Origin of the sequence: Pantoea sp. Mb-10, assembly GCF_021272205.1 — a bacterium.
Classification (GTDB): domain Bacteria; phylum Pseudomonadota; class Gammaproteobacteria; order Enterobacterales; family Enterobacteriaceae; genus Pantoea.
In genome coordinates this window covers 265834-283207 of the sequence record NZ_JAJSDX010000004.1, presented here as the reverse complement: position 1 = coordinate 283207, position 17374 = coordinate 265834, and the positions used below count along the sequence as shown (strand labels likewise).

Genomic DNA, 17374 nt, shown 5'->3' with positions numbered 1-17374 from the left:
GTGCCTCTTAGATTGCGGCGGCCAGTCTACATAACTCGTCGTGAAAACTTTCAGTCATTTTCATCAAAAAGTGTGAACCGGCTCAAATTAGAAGTTTTGACGAACAACAAAGCCCTCATCCGGAAGATGATGACTTTACAGAAATTCAGGCAATGAAAATTCGTCAGCTATTGCTGGTCAGATTCTGATAAATCGTCTTGTGTCTGGCCGAGTTGCGCCAGTTCCAACAATGCGTATCGGTGCTCAACAAAGTTGTTAACGTTGTTGGCCACCGCCAGTTTGAACAACGCTTTCGCGTCGTCCTTCTCCCCCAGACTTAGGTAGTACTTACCTAAATAGAAGTTGGTTTCACTGAGATGTTCAGCGAGCGAGGTGTTATCCGTTGCGTCCGCCTTGAGACGTTCCATCAGCGTTTTTTCACTGATGTCGCCAAGGTAGAACTCGACAATGTTCCATCCCCATTGGTCCCGGACCGCTTTGTCATGGCGCTGTTGTAGCGCAACTTTTGCCTTGTCGGCGTCCATTTCGCGTTCCACGAGATAGAGCCAAAGGCTGCGGAAAGGATCGTTAGGATCGTCTTGATAAAACGCCAGCAGATCATCTTGCGCTAACTTGTATCGACCACCGTAATAGAGGGCGATACCACGATTTAAATGCGCATAGTTGTAAGTTGGATCAAGCTCAAGTACAGAATCAAACGCTTCATAGGCAGCATCAAAATTGCCTGCCTGAGTTAAATATATGCCGAGATAGTTAAACACTTCCGGCATATCTGGTCTTATAGACAGCGCTTGCGAAAAATCGTTCCGCGCTAATGCCCTCAGACCCAAACTATCATACAACACTCCGCGCTCATATAACAGCTGTGCGCGTTCATCATCGGTCAGGGCTCGACTGGCAAGAATTTGTTCCATTCGCGCCAGAATCACCTCTTGCTGCAGTGTGGGCTGCAAAGGTACCGCCAGAACTTCGTTCTTACGCCAATTGGAGTTGCTGCATCCTGCCAGCGTGAGAGCTGTCGCAACAAAACACCAGCGCAAAAAAGGCTTCATTTCCCACTCCCGAATACAAACATTGGGACAACCATCCTGTCATCCGCCTGCTGTGCACAAGGATTCCCGCCCTCGCGATGATCCATATACCTCTCCCCGCAAAGCAGGGAGAGGCCAATCGGTAAACGCTTACTCGGCGTCAGATGCATTCGTTGCAGCAGCGGCTTCTTCTGCTGGTTTCTGCTCTGTCGCTTCTTTGATGCTCAGACGGACGCGGCCTTGACGATCCACTTCCATGACCTTCACAGGTACTTCCTGGCCCATCTGCAGATAGTCCGTCACTTTCTCAACGCGCTTATCCGCGATTTGTGAAATGTGCACCAGACCTTCTTTTCCGCCGCCGATAGCAACAAAGGCACCGAAATCAACGATACGCGTGACTTTACCTGCGTAGACGCGGCCCACTTCGATTTCAGCGGTGATCTCTTCGATACGGCGAATCGCTTCTTTGGCTTTCAGGCCGTCTGTCGCTGCGATTTTCACGGTACCATCATCTTCGATTTCGATGGTGGTGCCGGTCTCTTCCGTCAGCGCACGGATAACCGAGCCGCCTTTACCGATCACATCTTTGATCTTGTCAGAATTGATCTTGATGGTGTAAATGCGCGGTGCAAACTCAGAGATTTCCTGACGTGGCGTGCTGATCGCCTGCTCCATCACGCTCAGGATGTGCAAACGCGCACCTTTCGCCTGATTCAGCGCAACCTGCATGATCTCACGGGTGATGCCTTCAATTTTGATATCCATCTGCAGCGCAGTGATACCGTCGCGGCTTCCCGCTACTTTGAAGTCCATGTCGCCGAGGTGATCTTCGTCGCCCAGAATGTCAGACAGAACCACAAAGTTCTCTTCTTCTTTGACCAGACCCATCGCGATACCGGCTACGGCAGCTTTGATCGGTACGCCCGCATCCATCAGCGCCAGAGAAGCGCCACAGACGGAAGCCATTGAAGATGAGCCGTTAGATTCGGTGATTTCTGACACCACACGCACGGTGTACGGGAAGGCGTCTTGCTTAGGCATAACCGCCATCACACCGCGCTTCGCCAGGCGACCGTGACCGATTTCACGACGCTTCGGTGAGCCAACCATACCGGTTTCGCCCACGGAGTACGGAGGGAAGTTATAGTGGAACAGGAAACTGTCGGTGCGCTCGCCCATCAGCTCATCCAGGTTCTGTGCATCACGTGCGGTACCCAGCGTGGCCGCAACCAGCGCCTGCGTTTCACCGCGGGTGAACAGCGCAGAACCGTGGGTACGAGGCAGCACGCCAGTGCGCACATCCAGCCCACGAACCATGTCTTTTTCGCGCCCGTCAATGCGTGGCTCACCACGGATGATGCGGCTACGCACAACGCTTTTCTCGAGATCGTGAACGATGTCAGCGATTTCATTGGCGTCCAGCGTTTCGTCTTCCGCCTGCAGCGCAGCAATGGTGGCATCTTTCACAGCGCCAACCTGCGTGTAACGCTCTTGCTTATCCGTGATGCGGTACGCATCGCTGATGCCCGCTTCAGCCAGCGCAGCAACGCGCGCAATCAGCGCTTCGTTTGCGGGCTCTGGCTGCCAATCCCAGCGCGGTTTGCCTGCTTCAGCCACCAGAGAATTGATGTTCTCAATAACAACCTGCTGCTGATCGTGGCCGAATACCACCGCGCCCAGCATTTGATCTTCGGTCAGGATATCCGCTTCGGACTCTACCATCAGGACAGCATTCTGCGTACCGGCTACCACCAGATCAAGGCGAGACTGTTTGACTTCGTCCGCCGTGGGGTTCAGCACATACTGGTCGTTGATGTAACCCACGCGTGCCGCGCCGATTGGGCCATTGAACGGCATGCCGGACAGTGACAGCGCCGCTGAGGCACCGATCATGGCCACGATATCCGGGTTAACCTGCGGGTTAACGGAAACCACAGTGGCGATGACCTGAACTTCGTTAACAAAACCTTCTGGGAACAGCGGACGTACCGGACGGTCAATCAGACGAGAAATCAGCGTTTCGCCTTCGCTTGGGCGGCCTTCACGACGGAAGAAGCTGCCTGGGATACGGCCTGCTGCGTAGGTACGTTCTTGATAGTTAACGGTCAGCGGGAAGAAATCCTGGCCTGGCTTCGCTTTTTTCTGGCCAACAACGGTCACGAATACGGCCGTGTCATCCATGCTTACCATAACTGCGGCAGTGGCCTGGCGCGCCATCATGCCGGTTTCCAGCGTGACGGTATGCTGACCATATTGGAATTTGCGTACGATCGGGTTCAGCAAAATTTACAATCCTTAATTTCGTGGCAGGGCGTCATCTCGCCTGCCTGGGGTTACCGATCTCTCGTTGCATCCTCGCGACTAATGACAACCTTTAACCGTCTTTGCGGTAAAGCCTCTCATTAGCCGCGCGAACCTCTGCAAACAGAGATCATTCATAGCAACAATACATGAGTTTGGTCCGGATTGCTGCGCATTGCTCGAAAAAAGGGGCCGTAAAGGCCCCCTTTTCGCGAAACTCGCACAAATCTGATCGTCAGACGCAGTTTTTTGCATAATGCCTGCGCTACATCCTTGATCAGATTCTTCAGACTTAGCGACGCAGACCCAGGCTTTCGATCAGGCTGGTGTAGCGCGCAACGTCTTTACGCTTCAGGTAGTCCAGCAGCTTACGACGCTGAGATACCATGCGCAGCAGACCGCGACGGCTGTGGTGATCTTTTTTGTGCTCAGAGAAGTGACCCTGCAGGTGATTGATCTGAGCAGTCAGCAGAGCAACCTGAACTTCAGTTGAACCGCTGTCGTTAGCACCACGACCGTATTTAGCAACGATCTCTGCTTTAGCTTCTACGCTTAGAGACATAATAAACTCCAATATAAAATGAATGTATGGGTGCCGATCTCTAATTCAGCAGCCCGCTTTTAAAGCCGCACTATTCTACTCTTCGCCTGAAAGCAACGCAAACGCGCCGTAACAGAGAGTGGTGCTTTTACGTCAGACGGGAAACTCCACCACCAAACGACGCGGTGCCACGCGCCCATCAGTGGCAATTTCCGCCATGCCGATAAATTTATGCGCTTCTCCTTCGGTCACGCGCACCAACCCATTTTCTGGCGCGTTCGCCACCTGTACCGGCATGCCCTGTTTGAAATAGGCTGCCACCGCAGGCAACAGATTGACGACAGGGAAGGCCTCTGCCGGGCTGTCCATCGGCAGAAGCAGGGCATCGAGCGCCGCGTAATCGGCCGTCTCTGTAGCATTAGCTTCCGCAGCGAGGGTATGCAGCTGCTCAAGCGTCAGCATGCGCGCAACGGGATAGCGAGCCACCTGCAAGCGGCGCAGCATGATAACGTGCGCTCCGCAGCCGAGTTTTTCGCCTAAATCATCAATAATGGTACGAATGTAGGTGCCTTTGGAAACGTGAATTTCCAGTTCCAGCTCATTACCTTCCCAGCGAATAAACTGTAATTCATACACCGTCACCGGTCGGGCTTCACGCGGGACGGTAATGCCTTCACGCGCATATTCGTACAGTTTACGTCCCTGATATTTCAGCGCGGAGAACATGGTCGGCACCTGCATGATGTCGCCACGGAACTGCGCCAGCGCCTCATCCAGCATCGCTTGGGTAAAGGTGACGGGCCGCGTCTCGATAACATTGCCATCCGCATCCGAAGTATCGGTACGCTCTCCGAGCCGGGCAATGACGCGATAGCGTTTGTCGGCATCAAGCAAAAATTGCGAGAATTTCGTGGCTTCACCGAGGCAGATAGGCAACATGCCGGTCGCCAGAGGATCCAGTGCGCCGGTGTGGCCCGCTTTGTTGGCGTTGAAAAGGCGCTTAACTTTTTGCAGCACATCGTTGGAGGAGGCTCCCTGCTGCTTATCCAGCAGGAACACACCGTGGACGTCGCGACCGCGACGACGAGGACGACTCATCAGTCCTCCTTGTCGTCTTCCGCCGGGTCATCACCGCGACGCTCGGCATCATTGCGAATCACGTTGCTGACCAGATTCGACATGCGCATGCCTTCAATAAGGGAATTGTCATAGAAGAACGTCAGGTCCGGCACGATACGCAGACGCATTGCTTTACCCAGCAGGATGCGGATATAGCCTGACGCTTCTTTCAGGGCTTTGAGGCCGTTTTTAACGGCTTCTTCATCCTGATCGTTCAGGAAGGTCACGAACACTTTGGCGTAAGCCAGGTCGCGTGAAACTTCGACGCCCGATACTGTCACCATCATGCCCAAGCGCGGATCTTTGATTTCGCGCTGCAGGATGATAGCAATCTCTTTTTGTAGCTCCTGCGCTACGCGCTGTGGGCGGCCAAATTCTTTTGCCATTATGCTTTCTCCCAAATAATTCGGGAGGCCAGTGGCCTCCCAAATTGCAACACATCAGATGATGATCACTCGATGGTGCGTTTAATTTCAATAACTTCGAACACTTCGATCATGTCGCCAACGCGAACGTCGTTGTAGTTCTTCACGCCGATACCACATTCCATACCGTTACGCACTTCGTTAACGTCATCTTTAAAGCGACGCAGAGATTCCAGCTCGCCTTCATAGATAACCACGTTGTCGCGCAGTACGCGGATTGGGTTGTGACGCTTGATGTTGCCTTCCGTCACCATACAGCCAGCGATCGCGCCAAACTTCGGTGATTTGAACACATCACGGACTTCGGCCAGACCAATGATCTGCTGTTTGAACTCCGGTGCCAGCATCCCGCTCATTGCTGCTTTAACTTCGTCGATCAGATTATAGATGACGGAGTAGTAGCGCAGGTCAACGTTTTCAGCATCGATGACGCGGCGTGCAGAAGCATCCGCACGTACGTTGAAGCCAAGGATGATGGCGTTAGAAGCCGCAGCCAGCGTCGCGTCGGTTTCGGTAATCCCGCCCACGCCAGAACCGATGATCTTCACCTTCACTTCGTCGGTGGAGAGCTTCAGCAGCGAGTCGGAGATCGCTTCCACAGAACCCTGTACGTCGGACTTCAGCACGATATTAAGCTCGGACACTTCGCCTTCGGTCATGTTGGCAAACATGTTCTCCAGCTTCGACTTCTGCTGACGCGCCAGTTTCACTTCGCGGAATTTACCCTGACGATACAGCGCAACTTCACGGGCTTTCTTCTCGTCACGCACCACGGTCGCTTCATCACCCGCTGCCGGTACGCCGGACAGACCGAGGATTTCCACCGGAATGGATGGACCCGCTTCCTGAACTTCGCGACCCAGTTCGTCACGCATTGCACGCACGCGGCCGTATTCAAAGCCGCACAGCACGATATCGCCTTTGTTCAGCGTACCTTCACGTACCAGCACGGTGGCAACTGGACCACGACCTTTGTCGAGGAAGGATTCGATCACGACGCCGCTTGCCATACCTTCACGAATCGCCGTCAGCTCCAGCACTTCCGCCTGCAGCAGAATCGCATTCAGCAGATCGTCGATACCGGTACCGGCTTTTGCAGAGACGCTAACGAACATGTTCTCGCCGCCCCACTCTTCCGGAATGATACCGTACTGAGTGAGTTCATTTTTAACGCGATCGGCATCCGCTTCTGGCTTATCGATTTTGTTCACGGCAACCACAACCGGCACACCTGCAGCTTTCGCATGCTGGATCGCTTCGATAGTCTGAGGCATCACGCCGTCGTCAGCAGCCACGACCAGAATAACGATGTCTGTCGCCTGTGCACCACGCGCACGCATCGCGGTAAACGCGGCGTGGCCCGGGGTATCCAGGAAGGTGATCATACCGTTGTCGGTTTCGACGTGATAAGCACCGATGTGCTGCGTAATACCGCCGGCTTCGCCCGAAGCGACTTTCGTCGAGCGGATATAATCCAGCAGTGACGTTTTACCGTGGTCAACGTGACCCATGATGGTTACCACTGGCGCACGTGCTTCTTGCGCAGCATCGGTATCGCGATCGACCATTACCGCTTCTTCCAGCTCGTTCTCACGGCGCAGGATCACTTTGTGACCCATCTCTTCCGCAACCAGCTGGGCAGTTTCCTGGTCAATAACCTGGTTAATGGTCGCCATGGCGCCCATTTTCATCATCGCTTTGATAACCAGCGAGCCTTTTACCGCCATTTTGTTTGCCAGTTCGGCAACGGTAATGGTTTCGCCAATAATGACGTCACGGTTAACGGCTTGAGCAGGTTTGTTGAAGCCCTGCTGCAGTGTGCTCGGCTTACGGTGTTTACCACCTTTGCCGCCGCGGAACTGCGCACGCGCTTCTTCGCGATCGGTTTTCGCTTCTGAATGCTTATTGCCTTTCTTCGCTGGACGCGCTGCTTTGGTGGTACGCGCGCGTCCACGTCCGCCTTCGACCTGACGATCGTTCTCGTCTTCAGCCTGGCGAGCGTGCGTAGACGTGGTGACGTGATAGTCGCCCTTGTCTTCTTCTTCGGGTTTTTCCCATTCAGCTGATTTTTCTTCAGCAAGACGGCGAGCTTCTTCCGCAACACGGCGAGCGTCTTCTTCAAGCTTACGGCGCGCTTCTTCTTCGGCTTTACGCTTCAGTTCTGCTGCTTCGGCTTCACGACGGGCTTTGTCAGATTGCGCAGCCTTGGTTACTTCGTCGGTAGGTTGATTTGTCACTTTATCTTTTTCCGCTGCTTCACGCTTAGCCTTTTCAGCGGCTTCGCGCTTGGCTTTCTCTTCGGCTTCACGTTGCGCTTTTTGTTCAGCTTCGCGACGGGCTTGATCTTCCGCCTCGCGACGCGCCTGCTCTTCCGCTTCACGCTGCGCCTCAGCTTCCGCTTCTGTCTGAGCTTGCTCAGAATCAGCGTCACCTTTCACGTATGTGCGTTTTTTGCGGACTTCGATTTGCACCGATTTACTTTTACCCCCGGTGCCTGGAATATTCAAGGTGCTGCGCGTTTTGCGCTGCAGTGTCAGTTTACCCGAACCGGTCTGACCGTGTTCACGATTCAGGTGGGACAGTAATGTCTCTTTTTCTTGCTGGGATACCGCGTCGTTTTCAGATTTGCGGATACCGGCGTCAGCAAATTGCTGTACCAGACGATCGACCGGAGTCTGAATTTCGGCGGCCAGCGATTTTACGGTTACATCTGTCATGCTGTTCCTTCCTGTTATTACGCGTCATCGCCGAACCAGCAGATATTACGTGCAGCCATAATCAGCGCACCGGCTTTCTCATCATCCAGCCCTTCAATATCTGTCAGATCGTCAACACCTTGCTCAGCGAGATCTTCCAGCGTACAAACGCCTCGAGACGCCAGGCGATATGCCAGCGCACGATCCAAGCCTTCGAGATTCAACAGGTCCTCTGCGGGCTCCTGATTACCAAGGCTCTCTTCTTTCGCTAATGCCAGGGTGGTTAACGCATTTTTTGCTCGTTCACGCAGGGCTTCGATCGTCTCTTCATCGAGGCCGTCGATTTCCAGCAGCTCGTTGATTGGCACATATGCCAACTCTTCAAGCGAAGAGAAGCCCTCTTCCACCAGAACGGTGGCGAACTCTTCGTCGATATCGAGATGTTTAGTGAACATATCGATTGCTGCATGCGCTTCAGCCTGATGCTTCGCCTGCAGATCATCGACAGTCATCACGTTAAGCTCCCAACCACTTAGCTGGGAAGCCAGACGCACGTTTTGGCCATTACGGCCGATCGCCTGTGCCAGGTTTCCGGCTTCAACGGCGATATCCATGGTGTGGTTGTCTTCATCCACCACAATTGACGCCACATCGGCAGGCGCCATGGCGTTAATAACAAACTGCGCAGGGTTATCATCCCACAGCACAATATCGATACGCTCACCGCCCAGCTCACTGGAAACGGCCTGAACGCGTGCACCACGCATGCCGACGCAGGCACCCACTGGATCGATACGCTTATCGTTGGTTTTCACCGCGATTTTAGCGCGTGAACCCGGATCGCGTGCAGCAGCTTTGATCTCAATCACTTCTTCGCCAATTTCTGGCACCTCAATGCGGAACAGTTCGATCAGCATTTCTGGTTTAGAGCGCGTGACAAACAGTTGCGCGCCACGCGCTTCTGGACGCACGGCGTACAGCACGCCGCGAATGCGGTCGCCCGGACGGAAGTTTTCACGCGGCAGCATATCTTCACGCACAATGACGGCTTCAGCATTGTTGCCTAAATCAAGCGTGATATTGTCGCGATTCACTTTTTTAACCACGCCGGTGATGATCTCACCTTCTTGCTCGCGGAACTGATCGACCACCATCGCACGCTCAGCTTCACGTACTTTCTGCACGATAACCTGCTTCGCGGTTTGGGTGGTGATGCGGTCAAAGGTGACCGATTCGATCTGATCTTCAACGTAATCGCCCAGATTGAGCGTTTCATCTTCGAAACGTGCGGCGTCCAGCGTGATCTCGCGCGTCGGCTGTGTGACTTCATCGACAATCACCCAGCGACGGAACGTATCGAAATCACCGCTACGGCGATCGATACTGACGCGTACGTCAATTTCCTGTTCGTACTTCTTCTTGGTCGCAGTGGCCAAAGCGCTCTCCAGCGCTTCGAAGATTTTCTCACGCGGCAGGGCTTTTTCGTTAGAAACGGCTTCTACAACAGCTAAGATCTCTTTATTCATCCTGGTTAGCCTCAATCCGGACTTTTAAAAGTGGGGGACCAGGTTCGCTTTCTGAATGTTGCTCAGTGCGAACACTTCGTCGTTACCCTCAACGGTCACCGTGATCATCTCACCTTCCACAGATTTGATGATGCCCTGCCATTTGCGGCGGTTTTGAACGGCCATGCGCAGTACCACACTAACTTCTTCACCCACGAAGCGAGCGTAATGCTCGGCGGTGAACAGCGGTCGATCGAGGCCTGGTGAGGAAACTTCAAGGTTGTAAGCCACTGTAATCGGATCTTCCACATCCATTACAGCGCTAACCTGGTGGCTGACATCGGCGCAATCATCAACATTGATACCCTCTTCACTATCAATATAGATGCGCAACGTTGATGTGCGACCACGAACGAATTCAATACCGACCAATTCGTAGCCAAGCGCTTCTACCGGTGCAGAGATCAACTCTGTCAATTTTTGCTCTAATGTGGACAAGCCCACCCCCAAGACATAAAAAAAGGGCCTAAAGCCCAGTATTGCGATTTCCTGATAACAAAAAACCCCGAAAATTCGGGGCTTTTTGTGACTGGACCCTGTATGCCGCATAGCGGCTTCGGCGCACAATCCAAAGAATTTTTTTCAAAACTCACTGAAAAAAGCATCCGTCGATGCATGCAGTATATTTGAAAAAGAACTCTAAGGGAAAGTGGTTGCGGGGGCCGGATTTGAACCGACGACCTTCGGGTTATGAGCCCGACGAGCTACCAGGCTGCTCCACCCCGCGTCCGAAAACGTGGCGAATATTACGCCGAACTTGCCTAAAAAGCAAGTGATACTGAGATTTGGTACCGAGGACGGGACTTGAACCCGTAAGCCCTTTCGAGCACTACCACCTCAAGGTAGCGTGTCTACCAATTTCACCACCTCGGTACATCACTGACTGCGACGCTGTTACGCCGCTTAAGCGCTGACGAACTTACTGCGGGATATCATTGCCCGGCGTAGCCGGTTTGGCAGGCTGCGTCTGTTTTTCAGACTGAGCCGGCGCAGTGAGGTTTTCCCACTCGCTTCCTTTGGAAGTCTTGTTACTGTTCAGGTTGCCCAGAATCAGACTGATAACGAAGAACAGCGTAGCCAGTACCGCGGTCATACGTGTCATGAAGTTACCTGACCCGTTAGAACCAAACAGCGTACCAGAAGCGCCTGCACCGAATGATGCTCCCATATCAGCGCCTTTACCTTGCTGCAGCATAACCATCCCAATAAGGGCGATTGCGACAATAAGGAAAATAACTAACAGAGCTTCGTACATAATCAACCTGTTTCCTTGCGCGTTACCGCACAGTTAAGCTTCAACCAATAGAGATGGGCAGTCTCGTCATCACCCATCAGAAGCGGGTGTGAATACTAACCAAAGGTGCATACCTCTGCAAGCCCAATTTTCACTAACTTTTCTGATTGAAGAAAAAAACGCCATCATGGTGATTTTACAGGCGGAAAGCAAAAATTCTCTCCGCCTGTCGGCCACTTATACTGCCTGGACTGCGTCCGCAATTTTGTGCGCCAGCTCGTTAACCTGCGCCTCGTCTTCCCCTTCAACCATCACGCGGATAAGCGGTTCAGTGCCGGATTTACGCAGCAGCACGCGCCCACGCCCCGCCAACGTTTTTTCAACCTCCGCACTGACGGCTTTCACGCTGCTGTCTTCCAAGGGATCGTGACTGCCGCTAAAGCGCACATTGACCAGCACCTGCGGCAGCATTTTCATGCCGCTGCAAAGATCGTGCAGGCTCATGTGATTGCGCGCCATCGCAGTAAGCACTTGCAAACTTGCCACAATGCCATCACCGGTGCTGATTTTATCCAAAAGAATAACGTGGCCGGAGTTTTCCGCCCCTAATCGCCACCCTTTCTCCTGCATTTTTTCCAGGACATAGCGGTCGCCGACTTTGGCGCGCGTAAAGGGGATCCCAAGCTGTTTAAGCGCCAGTTCCAGTCCCATGTTGCTCATTAACGTGCCGACCACCCCGCCGCGTAGCTGACCCTGACGCAACGCCTCGCGTGCAATGATGTAAAGAATCTGGTCCCCGTCCACTTTGTGGCCAAGATGATCCACCATCATGATGCGGTCGCCGTCACCGTCGTAGGCCAAGCCGATATCCGCTTTCTCATCCAGCACCCGCTGCTGCAGCTGGCGTAAGTCGGTTGCGCCACACTCTTTATTGATGTTCATGCCATCAGGTTGAATGCCGATCGCCACCACTTTCGCCCCCAGCTCGCGCAGTACGTTAGGCGCAATGTGGTACGTCGCGCCGTTGGCACAATCCACAACAATTTTCAGCCCGTTGAGGCTGAGTTCACTGGGAAAGGTGCCTTTGCAAAACTCAATATAGCGCCCCGCTGCATCGACGATACGACTCGCACGGCCCAGCTCGGCGGATTCAACGCAGGTGAGCGGCTTTTCGAGTTCGCGCTCTATCGCTTCTTCGACTTCATCCGGCAGTTTCGTGCCTTCGGCTGAAAAGAATTTAATGCCATTATCGTCGAACGGATTATGCGAAGCAGAAATTACAATGCCCGCCTCAGCGCGGAAAGTGCGCGTAAGGTAAGCGATAGCTGGGGTTGGCATGGGGCCAGTAAAGGCTGCGGAGAGCCCTGCGGCGGCAAGCCCGGCTTCCAGCGCCGATTCAAGCATATAGCCGGAAATGCGCGTGTCTTTGCCAATCACGACCTTTTTTGAACCCGAGCGCGCCAGAACTTTACCTGCCGCAAAACCCAGCTTTAGCACAAAGTCGGGCGTTATCGGTGCTTCACCGACTTTGCCGCGAATGCCATCAGTGCCAAAATATTTACGATTACTCATGCCTTTATCCTTTTGCTCTCCGTGTCGCTTCGACGACCCGCATCGCCTCAACGGTCTCTTTCACGTCATGAACGCGAATAATTTGTGCCCCTTGCATCGCCGCAATCACTGCGCAGCTCAGGCTGCCGGTGAGTCGCTGTGAGGGGCCGACGTTCAACAGCTGGCCAATCATCGACTTTCGCGACATGCCAACGAGTAGAGGCAGCTGATGATGATGGAAGTGGCTTAAATGGGCCAGCAGTTGGTAGTTGTGGCTGAGATTTTTACCGAAACCGAAGCCAGGGTCGAGCAACAGATTCGCTTTTTTAATGCCAGCAGACTCGCAGCGCGCAATTTGATTAACGAAGTAAGCATCCACTTCGCTCACAACATCTTGATATTCGGGCGCTTGCTGCATGGTACGCGGTTCGCCTTGCATATGCATGAGACATACAGGCAGCCCTGTTTCTGCCGCCGCCTCGCGCGCGCCAGGTTCAGAGAGCGAGCGAATATCGTTAATAATGTGAGCACCCACTCGCGCGGCTTCCCTTATGACCGCAGGTTTTGAGGTATCAACAGAGATCCACACTTCAAAACGCTGAGCAATAGCCTCTACCACCGGAATCACGCGAGCCAATTCCTCTTCAACGCTCACCTCCTCAGCGCCGGGCCGCGTTGATTCGCCGCCCACGTCGATGATAGTGGCTCCCGCGTTGACCATGTCATTGGTGTGGGTTAGCGCGTCAACCAGCGTATTATGAGCGCCGCCATCTGAGAAGGAGTCCGGCGTGACATTCAATATGCCCATCACATGTGGAAACGAGAGATCGAGATGGGAATCACGAGCGTACAACTTCATGGCGTAATCTCCTTGAGAAATGAGTGAAGCGTTGAATGTAAAAAACCCCGGACCAGCCGGGGTTTTTGATGAGGCTAAAACCAGACCTCTTATTTGTTGAACTGCTCCGACATGGTATTGCCAGGGTTCGGTGTACGAGGTTCATCCACCGGACGCGGTGCTTTAGGCGTACCGTTATTGTCTGAGTTGCTGCTGCCGGGATCTTCCCAGCCCGCTGGCGGGCGCACTTCGCGGCGTGCCATGAGGTCATCAATCTGAGGAGCATCAATGGTTTCATACTTCATCAGCGCGTCTTTCATCGCATGAAGGATATCCATATTCTCACCCAGAATACGACGTGCACGCTGGTAGTTGCTGTCAATCAGGTGTTTCACTTCCTGATCAATAATGCGCGCCGTTTCATCTGACATGTGCTTGGCTTTGGCCACCGAGCGGCCAAGGAACACCTCGCCCTCTTCTTCAGCGTACAGCAGAGGACCTAATTTTTCCGAGAAGCCCCACTGCGTCACCATGTTACGAGCCAAATTAGTCGCAACCTTGATGTCATTAGACGCACCGGTTGAAACGTGCTCTGGCCCGTAAATGATCTCTTCAGCAAGACGACCACCGTAAAGCGTAGAGATCTGGCTTTCCAGCTTCTGACGGCTGGCGCTGATCGCGTCGCCCTCTGGCAGGAAGAAGGTCACACCTAGCGCACGGCCGCGCGGAATAATTGTTACTTTGTGCACCGGATCGTGCTCAGGCACAAGGCGTCCAATAATCGCATGGCCAGCTTCGTGGTAAGCCGTTGATTCTTTTTGCGCTTCCGTCATCACCATGGAGCGGCGTTCTGCCCCCATCATGATTTTGTCTTTCGCTTTCTCGAATTCAACCATCGATACCACACGCTTGTTACCGCGTGCAGCAAACAGGGCAGCCTCGTTCACCAGGTTAGCCAAATCGGCACCTGAGAAGCCCGGCGTTCCACGCGCAATGATGGCAGCATCGATATCAGTCGCCAGCGGTACGCGGCGCATATGCACTTTCAAAATCTGCTCACGGCCACGCACGTCCGGCAGCCCCACCACCACTTGGCGGTCAAAGCGGCCCGGACGCAGCAGCGCGGGATCAAGCACGTCAGGACGGTTGGTTGCGGCAATCACGATAATGCCTTCATTGCCTTCAAAGCCATCCATCTCAACCAGCATCTGGTTCAAGGTTTGCTCACGCTCGTCGTGACCACCACCCAGACCTGCACCACGCTGACGGCCGACCGCATCAATTTCATCAATAAAGATGATGCATGGCGCCGCTTTTTTCGCCTGTTCAAACATGTCGCGAACGCGTGATGCGCCGACACCCACGAACATTTCTACGAAGTCAGAACCAGAGATGGTAAAGAAGGGAACCTTCGCCTCACCCGCGATGGCTTTCGCCAACAGCGTTTTACCGGTACCGGGAGGGCCAACCATCAGCACGCCTTTGGGGATTTTACCGCCCAATTTTTGGAAACGGCTCGGCTCACGCAGGTATTCTACCAGCTCGCCCACTTCTTCTTTCGCTTCGTCACAGCCCGCAACGTCAGCGAAGGTCGTCTTGATCTGATCTTCAGTCAGCATGCGGGCTTTGCTTTTGCCAAAGGACATTGCGCCTTTGCCACCGCCGCCCTGCATTTGCCGCATAAAGAAGATCCACACGCCAATCAGAAGCAGCATCGGGAACCATGAAATGAAAATCGACGCCAGCAGGCTAGGCTCTTCCGGTGGTTCACCCACAACTTTGACGTTTTTAGTCAACAGGTTATCGAGCAACTTGGGATCGTTGACAGGAATGTAGGTTGTATATTTATTACTGTCTTTTTTGGTTACGTTAATTTCACGCCCGTTAATACGTGCCTCGCGGACCTGATCCTGGTTCACTTCCGACAGGAAGGTTGAATAATCAACCCTACGGCCATTCGACTCGCTGGGCCCAAAGCTCTGGAAGACAGACATCAGCACGACCGCGATGACTAACCAGAGAATCAGGTTTTTCGCCATGTCACTCAAGGGATTAACCTCATATTACAACGGTGTTAACAGACAGCGTAGGGTACTATATATCCTTCATACCTGGAATCGCAGCACGGATGATTTTGCTTGTTTACACCGAAACTCAGAATTACACATCAGAGTAAACGCACGAGTCTTCTAGCCTTGAGCCTGGTAATCAGAGCTACATTTTTCGCCCTGTCGCCACAATGTACACTTCACGCGAACGTAATCGTGAAGCATCCGGCTTACGAATTTTCACTTTCGTAAACAGGGAGCGAATTTCCCGCAGGTATTCATCGAAGCCATCTCCCTGAAACACTTTCACTACAAAACTTCCGCCAGGTGCCAGGATATCCCGACACATTTCCAGCGCTAATTCAACCAAATACATTGAACGAGGAATATCAACCGCTGGCGTACCACTCATGTTGGGGGCCATATCAGACATGACAACTTGTACTTTCTGGTCGCCGACGCGCTCCAGTAACGCTTTGAGTACCGCTTCGTCACGAAAATCGCCCTGCAAAAAATCGACGCCAACGATAGGATCCATAGGCAAGAGATCGCAGGCAATAATACGCCCATTTGAGCCAATCTGTTGTACCACATACTGCGACCAACCGCCGGGTGCTGCGCCGAGATCGACGACGGTCATCCCCGGCTTAAAGAGCTTGTCACCCTGCTGAATTTCATCCAGTTTAAACCAGGCGCGCGAACGCAACCCTTTTTTCTGTGCTTGCAGCACATATTTATCGCTAAAGTGTTCCTGAAGCCAGCGACTGGAACTGGCTGAACGCTTTTTACCCGTCATAATTTTTCCAGTTAAATCGTCATCGTAGCGATAAATCCGCACGCAATGGGTTGCGTTGATTTGGCGATATACCCGAGATGGCGGTAGAATGACCCGTTTTCAATCCCTGAGTAAGCAAATAATACGATGAATCTGAGTACCAAACAAAAACAGCACCTCAAAGGCCTTGCCCATCCACTGAAACCGGTGGTTATGCTGGGCGGCAATGGCCTGACTGAAGGCGTGCTCGCCGAAATCGAACTGGCGCTCGAACATCACGAATTGATCAAGGTAAAAATTGCCTCTGAAGATCGTGAAACCAAGCAGCTGATCGTTGACGCTATCGTTCGCGAGACTAAGGCCTGCAACGTTCAGGTCATCGGCAACACGCTGGTACTGTATCGCCCTGCCAAAGAGCGCAAAATTACTCTGCCACGCTAATCACGCCATCAGGCGAGGATAAAGGGCAGAGAAAGTGCCATGCTCCTGCATGGGATAAAAGGCCGCATAGCGGCCTTTTTCCTTTCTTTACAATATGCCGCTGCGCATTTCAAAGCGTAGCAACATCTTAGATGTATTCCACCTTAAGGATCTCGTACTCAACATCTCCGCCTGGCGTTTTGACGATAGCCACGTCGTCTGCTTCTTTTCCTACCAGACCGCGCGCCATCGGTGAATTTACCGAGATCAGATTTTGCTTAAAGTCTGCTTCATCATCGCCTACGATGCGATAAGTGAACTCTTCATCCGTATCAACGTTCAGTACCGTCACGGTCGCCCCAAAAATGACGCGGCCTGTTTTCGGCATAGTGGTAACGTCAATCACCTGCGCATTCGACAGCTTGGCTTCAATCTCCTGAATGCGACCTTCACAAAAGCCCTGCTCTTCACGTGCAGCATGGTATTCTGCATTTTCTTTTAAATCGCCGTGCTCACGCGCTTCAGCGATGGAGGCGATGATACGCGGACGCTTAACGGTCTTCAGCTCGTTCAGCTCTTCACGCAGTTTCTCAGCGCCTTTCAACGTCATCGGAATCTGATTCATATTGGCTCCTCGTCATCTATCCTGGTTAACGGCGTCATCCTGACCGGTGACAGCAGAAAACAGCTTCTGCGGCGCGTTACCTCTTTTAACAAGCAAAAAGAAGCCTGACCCAGAAAGCTTTCCGGGTCAGGATCGATTTTGCATTTTGATACGCATTTTACCCCAGAGTTCCCTGTGGGTCATCGTTTACTTTACACCATGC

General features: G+C 53.0%; 16 protein-coding genes and 2 tRNA genes. 1 reads left to right on the top strand and 17 read right to left on the bottom strand.

Going from position 1 to position 17374, the window contains the following annotated elements; all coding sequences use genetic code 11:
- Positions 1-7 precede the first annotated feature (7 nt).
- From yrbN to rlmE, 16 genes are all read right to left on the bottom strand, one after another.
- Complete coding sequence (gene yrbN / locus LU196_RS20410; RefSeq protein WP_098053093.1) at positions 8-64, bottom strand: protein YrbN; 57 nt, start codon at positions 62-64, stop codon at positions 8-10.
- 103 nt (positions 65-167) lie between these two features.
- Positions 168-1052 (bottom strand): lipoprotein NlpI, encoded by an 885-nt coding sequence (gene nlpI / locus LU196_RS10145; RefSeq protein WP_232759170.1) that lies wholly within the window; start codon positions 1050-1052, stop codon positions 168-170.
- Between the two features lie 129 nt (positions 1053-1181).
- On the bottom strand, positions 1182-3317 hold the full coding sequence (gene pnp, locus LU196_RS10140) for a polyribonucleotide nucleotidyltransferase (RefSeq protein WP_232759169.1): 2136 nt from the start codon (positions 3315-3317) through the stop codon (positions 1182-1184).
- A 310-nt stretch (positions 3318-3627) separates the two neighbouring features.
- Positions 3628-3897 carry a 30S ribosomal protein S15 gene (rpsO, locus tag LU196_RS10135; protein ID WP_010615981.1) on the bottom strand — a complete coding sequence of 90 codons (270 nt, stop codon included), beginning with the start codon at positions 3895-3897 and terminating at the stop codon, positions 3628-3630.
- A 132-nt stretch (positions 3898-4029) separates the two neighbouring features.
- Entirely contained in the window at positions 4030-4974 is a 945-nt protein-coding gene (gene truB / locus LU196_RS10130) for a tRNA pseudouridine(55) synthase TruB (protein WP_232759168.1), read from the bottom strand.
- Positions 4974-5381, bottom strand: a complete 408-nt coding sequence (gene rbfA / locus LU196_RS10125; RefSeq protein ID WP_232759167.1) for a 30S ribosome-binding factor RbfA — start codon at positions 5379-5381, stop codon at positions 4974-4976. Before rbfA ends, truB begins: the two co-directional genes overlap by 1 nt.
- 65 nt (positions 5382-5446) lie before the next feature.
- The gene (gene infB, locus LU196_RS10120; RefSeq protein WP_232759166.1) at positions 5447-8137 is read right to left on the bottom strand and encodes a translation initiation factor IF-2; all 2691 of its coding nucleotides are present in this window, start codon (positions 8135-8137) and stop codon (positions 5447-5449) included.
- Positions 8138-8154: 17 nt separating this feature from the next.
- Positions 8155-9642 (bottom strand): transcription termination factor NusA, encoded by a 1488-nt coding sequence (gene nusA / locus LU196_RS10115; RefSeq protein ID WP_232759165.1) that lies wholly within the window; start codon positions 9640-9642, stop codon positions 8155-8157.
- Positions 9643-9666: 24 nt separating this feature from the next.
- Entirely contained in the window at positions 9667-10119 is a 453-nt protein-coding gene (rimP, locus tag LU196_RS10110) for a ribosome maturation factor RimP (RefSeq protein ID WP_232759164.1), read from the bottom strand.
- 212 nt (positions 10120-10331) lie between these two features.
- A tRNA-Met gene (locus LU196_RS10105) sits at positions 10332-10408 on the bottom strand.
- 59 nt (positions 10409-10467) lie between these two features.
- A tRNA-Leu gene (locus tag LU196_RS10100) sits at positions 10468-10554 on the bottom strand.
- 46 nt (positions 10555-10600) lie between these two features.
- Positions 10601-10936 carry a preprotein translocase subunit SecG gene (gene secG / locus LU196_RS10095; protein ID WP_232759163.1) on the bottom strand — a complete coding sequence of 112 codons (336 nt, stop codon included), beginning with the start codon at positions 10934-10936 and terminating at the stop codon, positions 10601-10603.
- Positions 10937-11152: 216 nt separating this feature from the next.
- Positions 11153-12487: a phosphoglucosamine mutase gene (glmM, locus tag LU196_RS10090; protein ID WP_232759162.1), complete on the bottom strand. Its 1335-nt coding sequence runs from the start codon at positions 12485-12487 to the stop codon at positions 11153-11155.
- A gap of 4 nt (positions 12488-12491) precedes the next feature.
- Entirely contained in the window at positions 12492-13325 is an 834-nt protein-coding gene (folP, locus tag LU196_RS10085; protein ID WP_232759161.1) for a dihydropteroate synthase, read from the bottom strand.
- Positions 13326-13414: 89 nt separating this feature from the next.
- Complete coding sequence (ftsH, locus tag LU196_RS10080; RefSeq protein WP_232759160.1) at positions 13415-15343, bottom strand: ATP-dependent zinc metalloprotease FtsH; 1929 nt, start codon at positions 15341-15343, stop codon at positions 13415-13417.
- Positions 15344-15518: 175 nt separating this feature from the next.
- Positions 15519-16148, bottom strand: coding sequence for a 23S rRNA (uridine(2552)-2'-O)-methyltransferase RlmE (gene rlmE, locus LU196_RS10075; protein WP_232759159.1), 630 nt, complete (start codon positions 16146-16148; stop codon positions 15519-15521).
- Between the two features lie 126 nt (positions 16149-16274).
- Between rlmE and yhbY the strand changes: the two genes are divergently transcribed.
- A complete protein-coding gene (yhbY, locus tag LU196_RS10070) occupies positions 16275-16568 on the top strand; it encodes a ribosome assembly RNA-binding protein YhbY (RefSeq protein WP_034826542.1) in 294 nt (97 codons plus the stop codon).
- 127 nt (positions 16569-16695) lie between these two features.
- Here yhbY and greA read toward each other — a convergent pair whose 3' ends face one another.
- Positions 16696-17172, bottom strand: a complete 477-nt coding sequence (gene greA / locus LU196_RS10065; RefSeq protein WP_232759158.1) for a transcription elongation factor GreA — start codon at positions 17170-17172, stop codon at positions 16696-16698.
- Positions 17173-17374 lie beyond the last annotated feature (202 nt).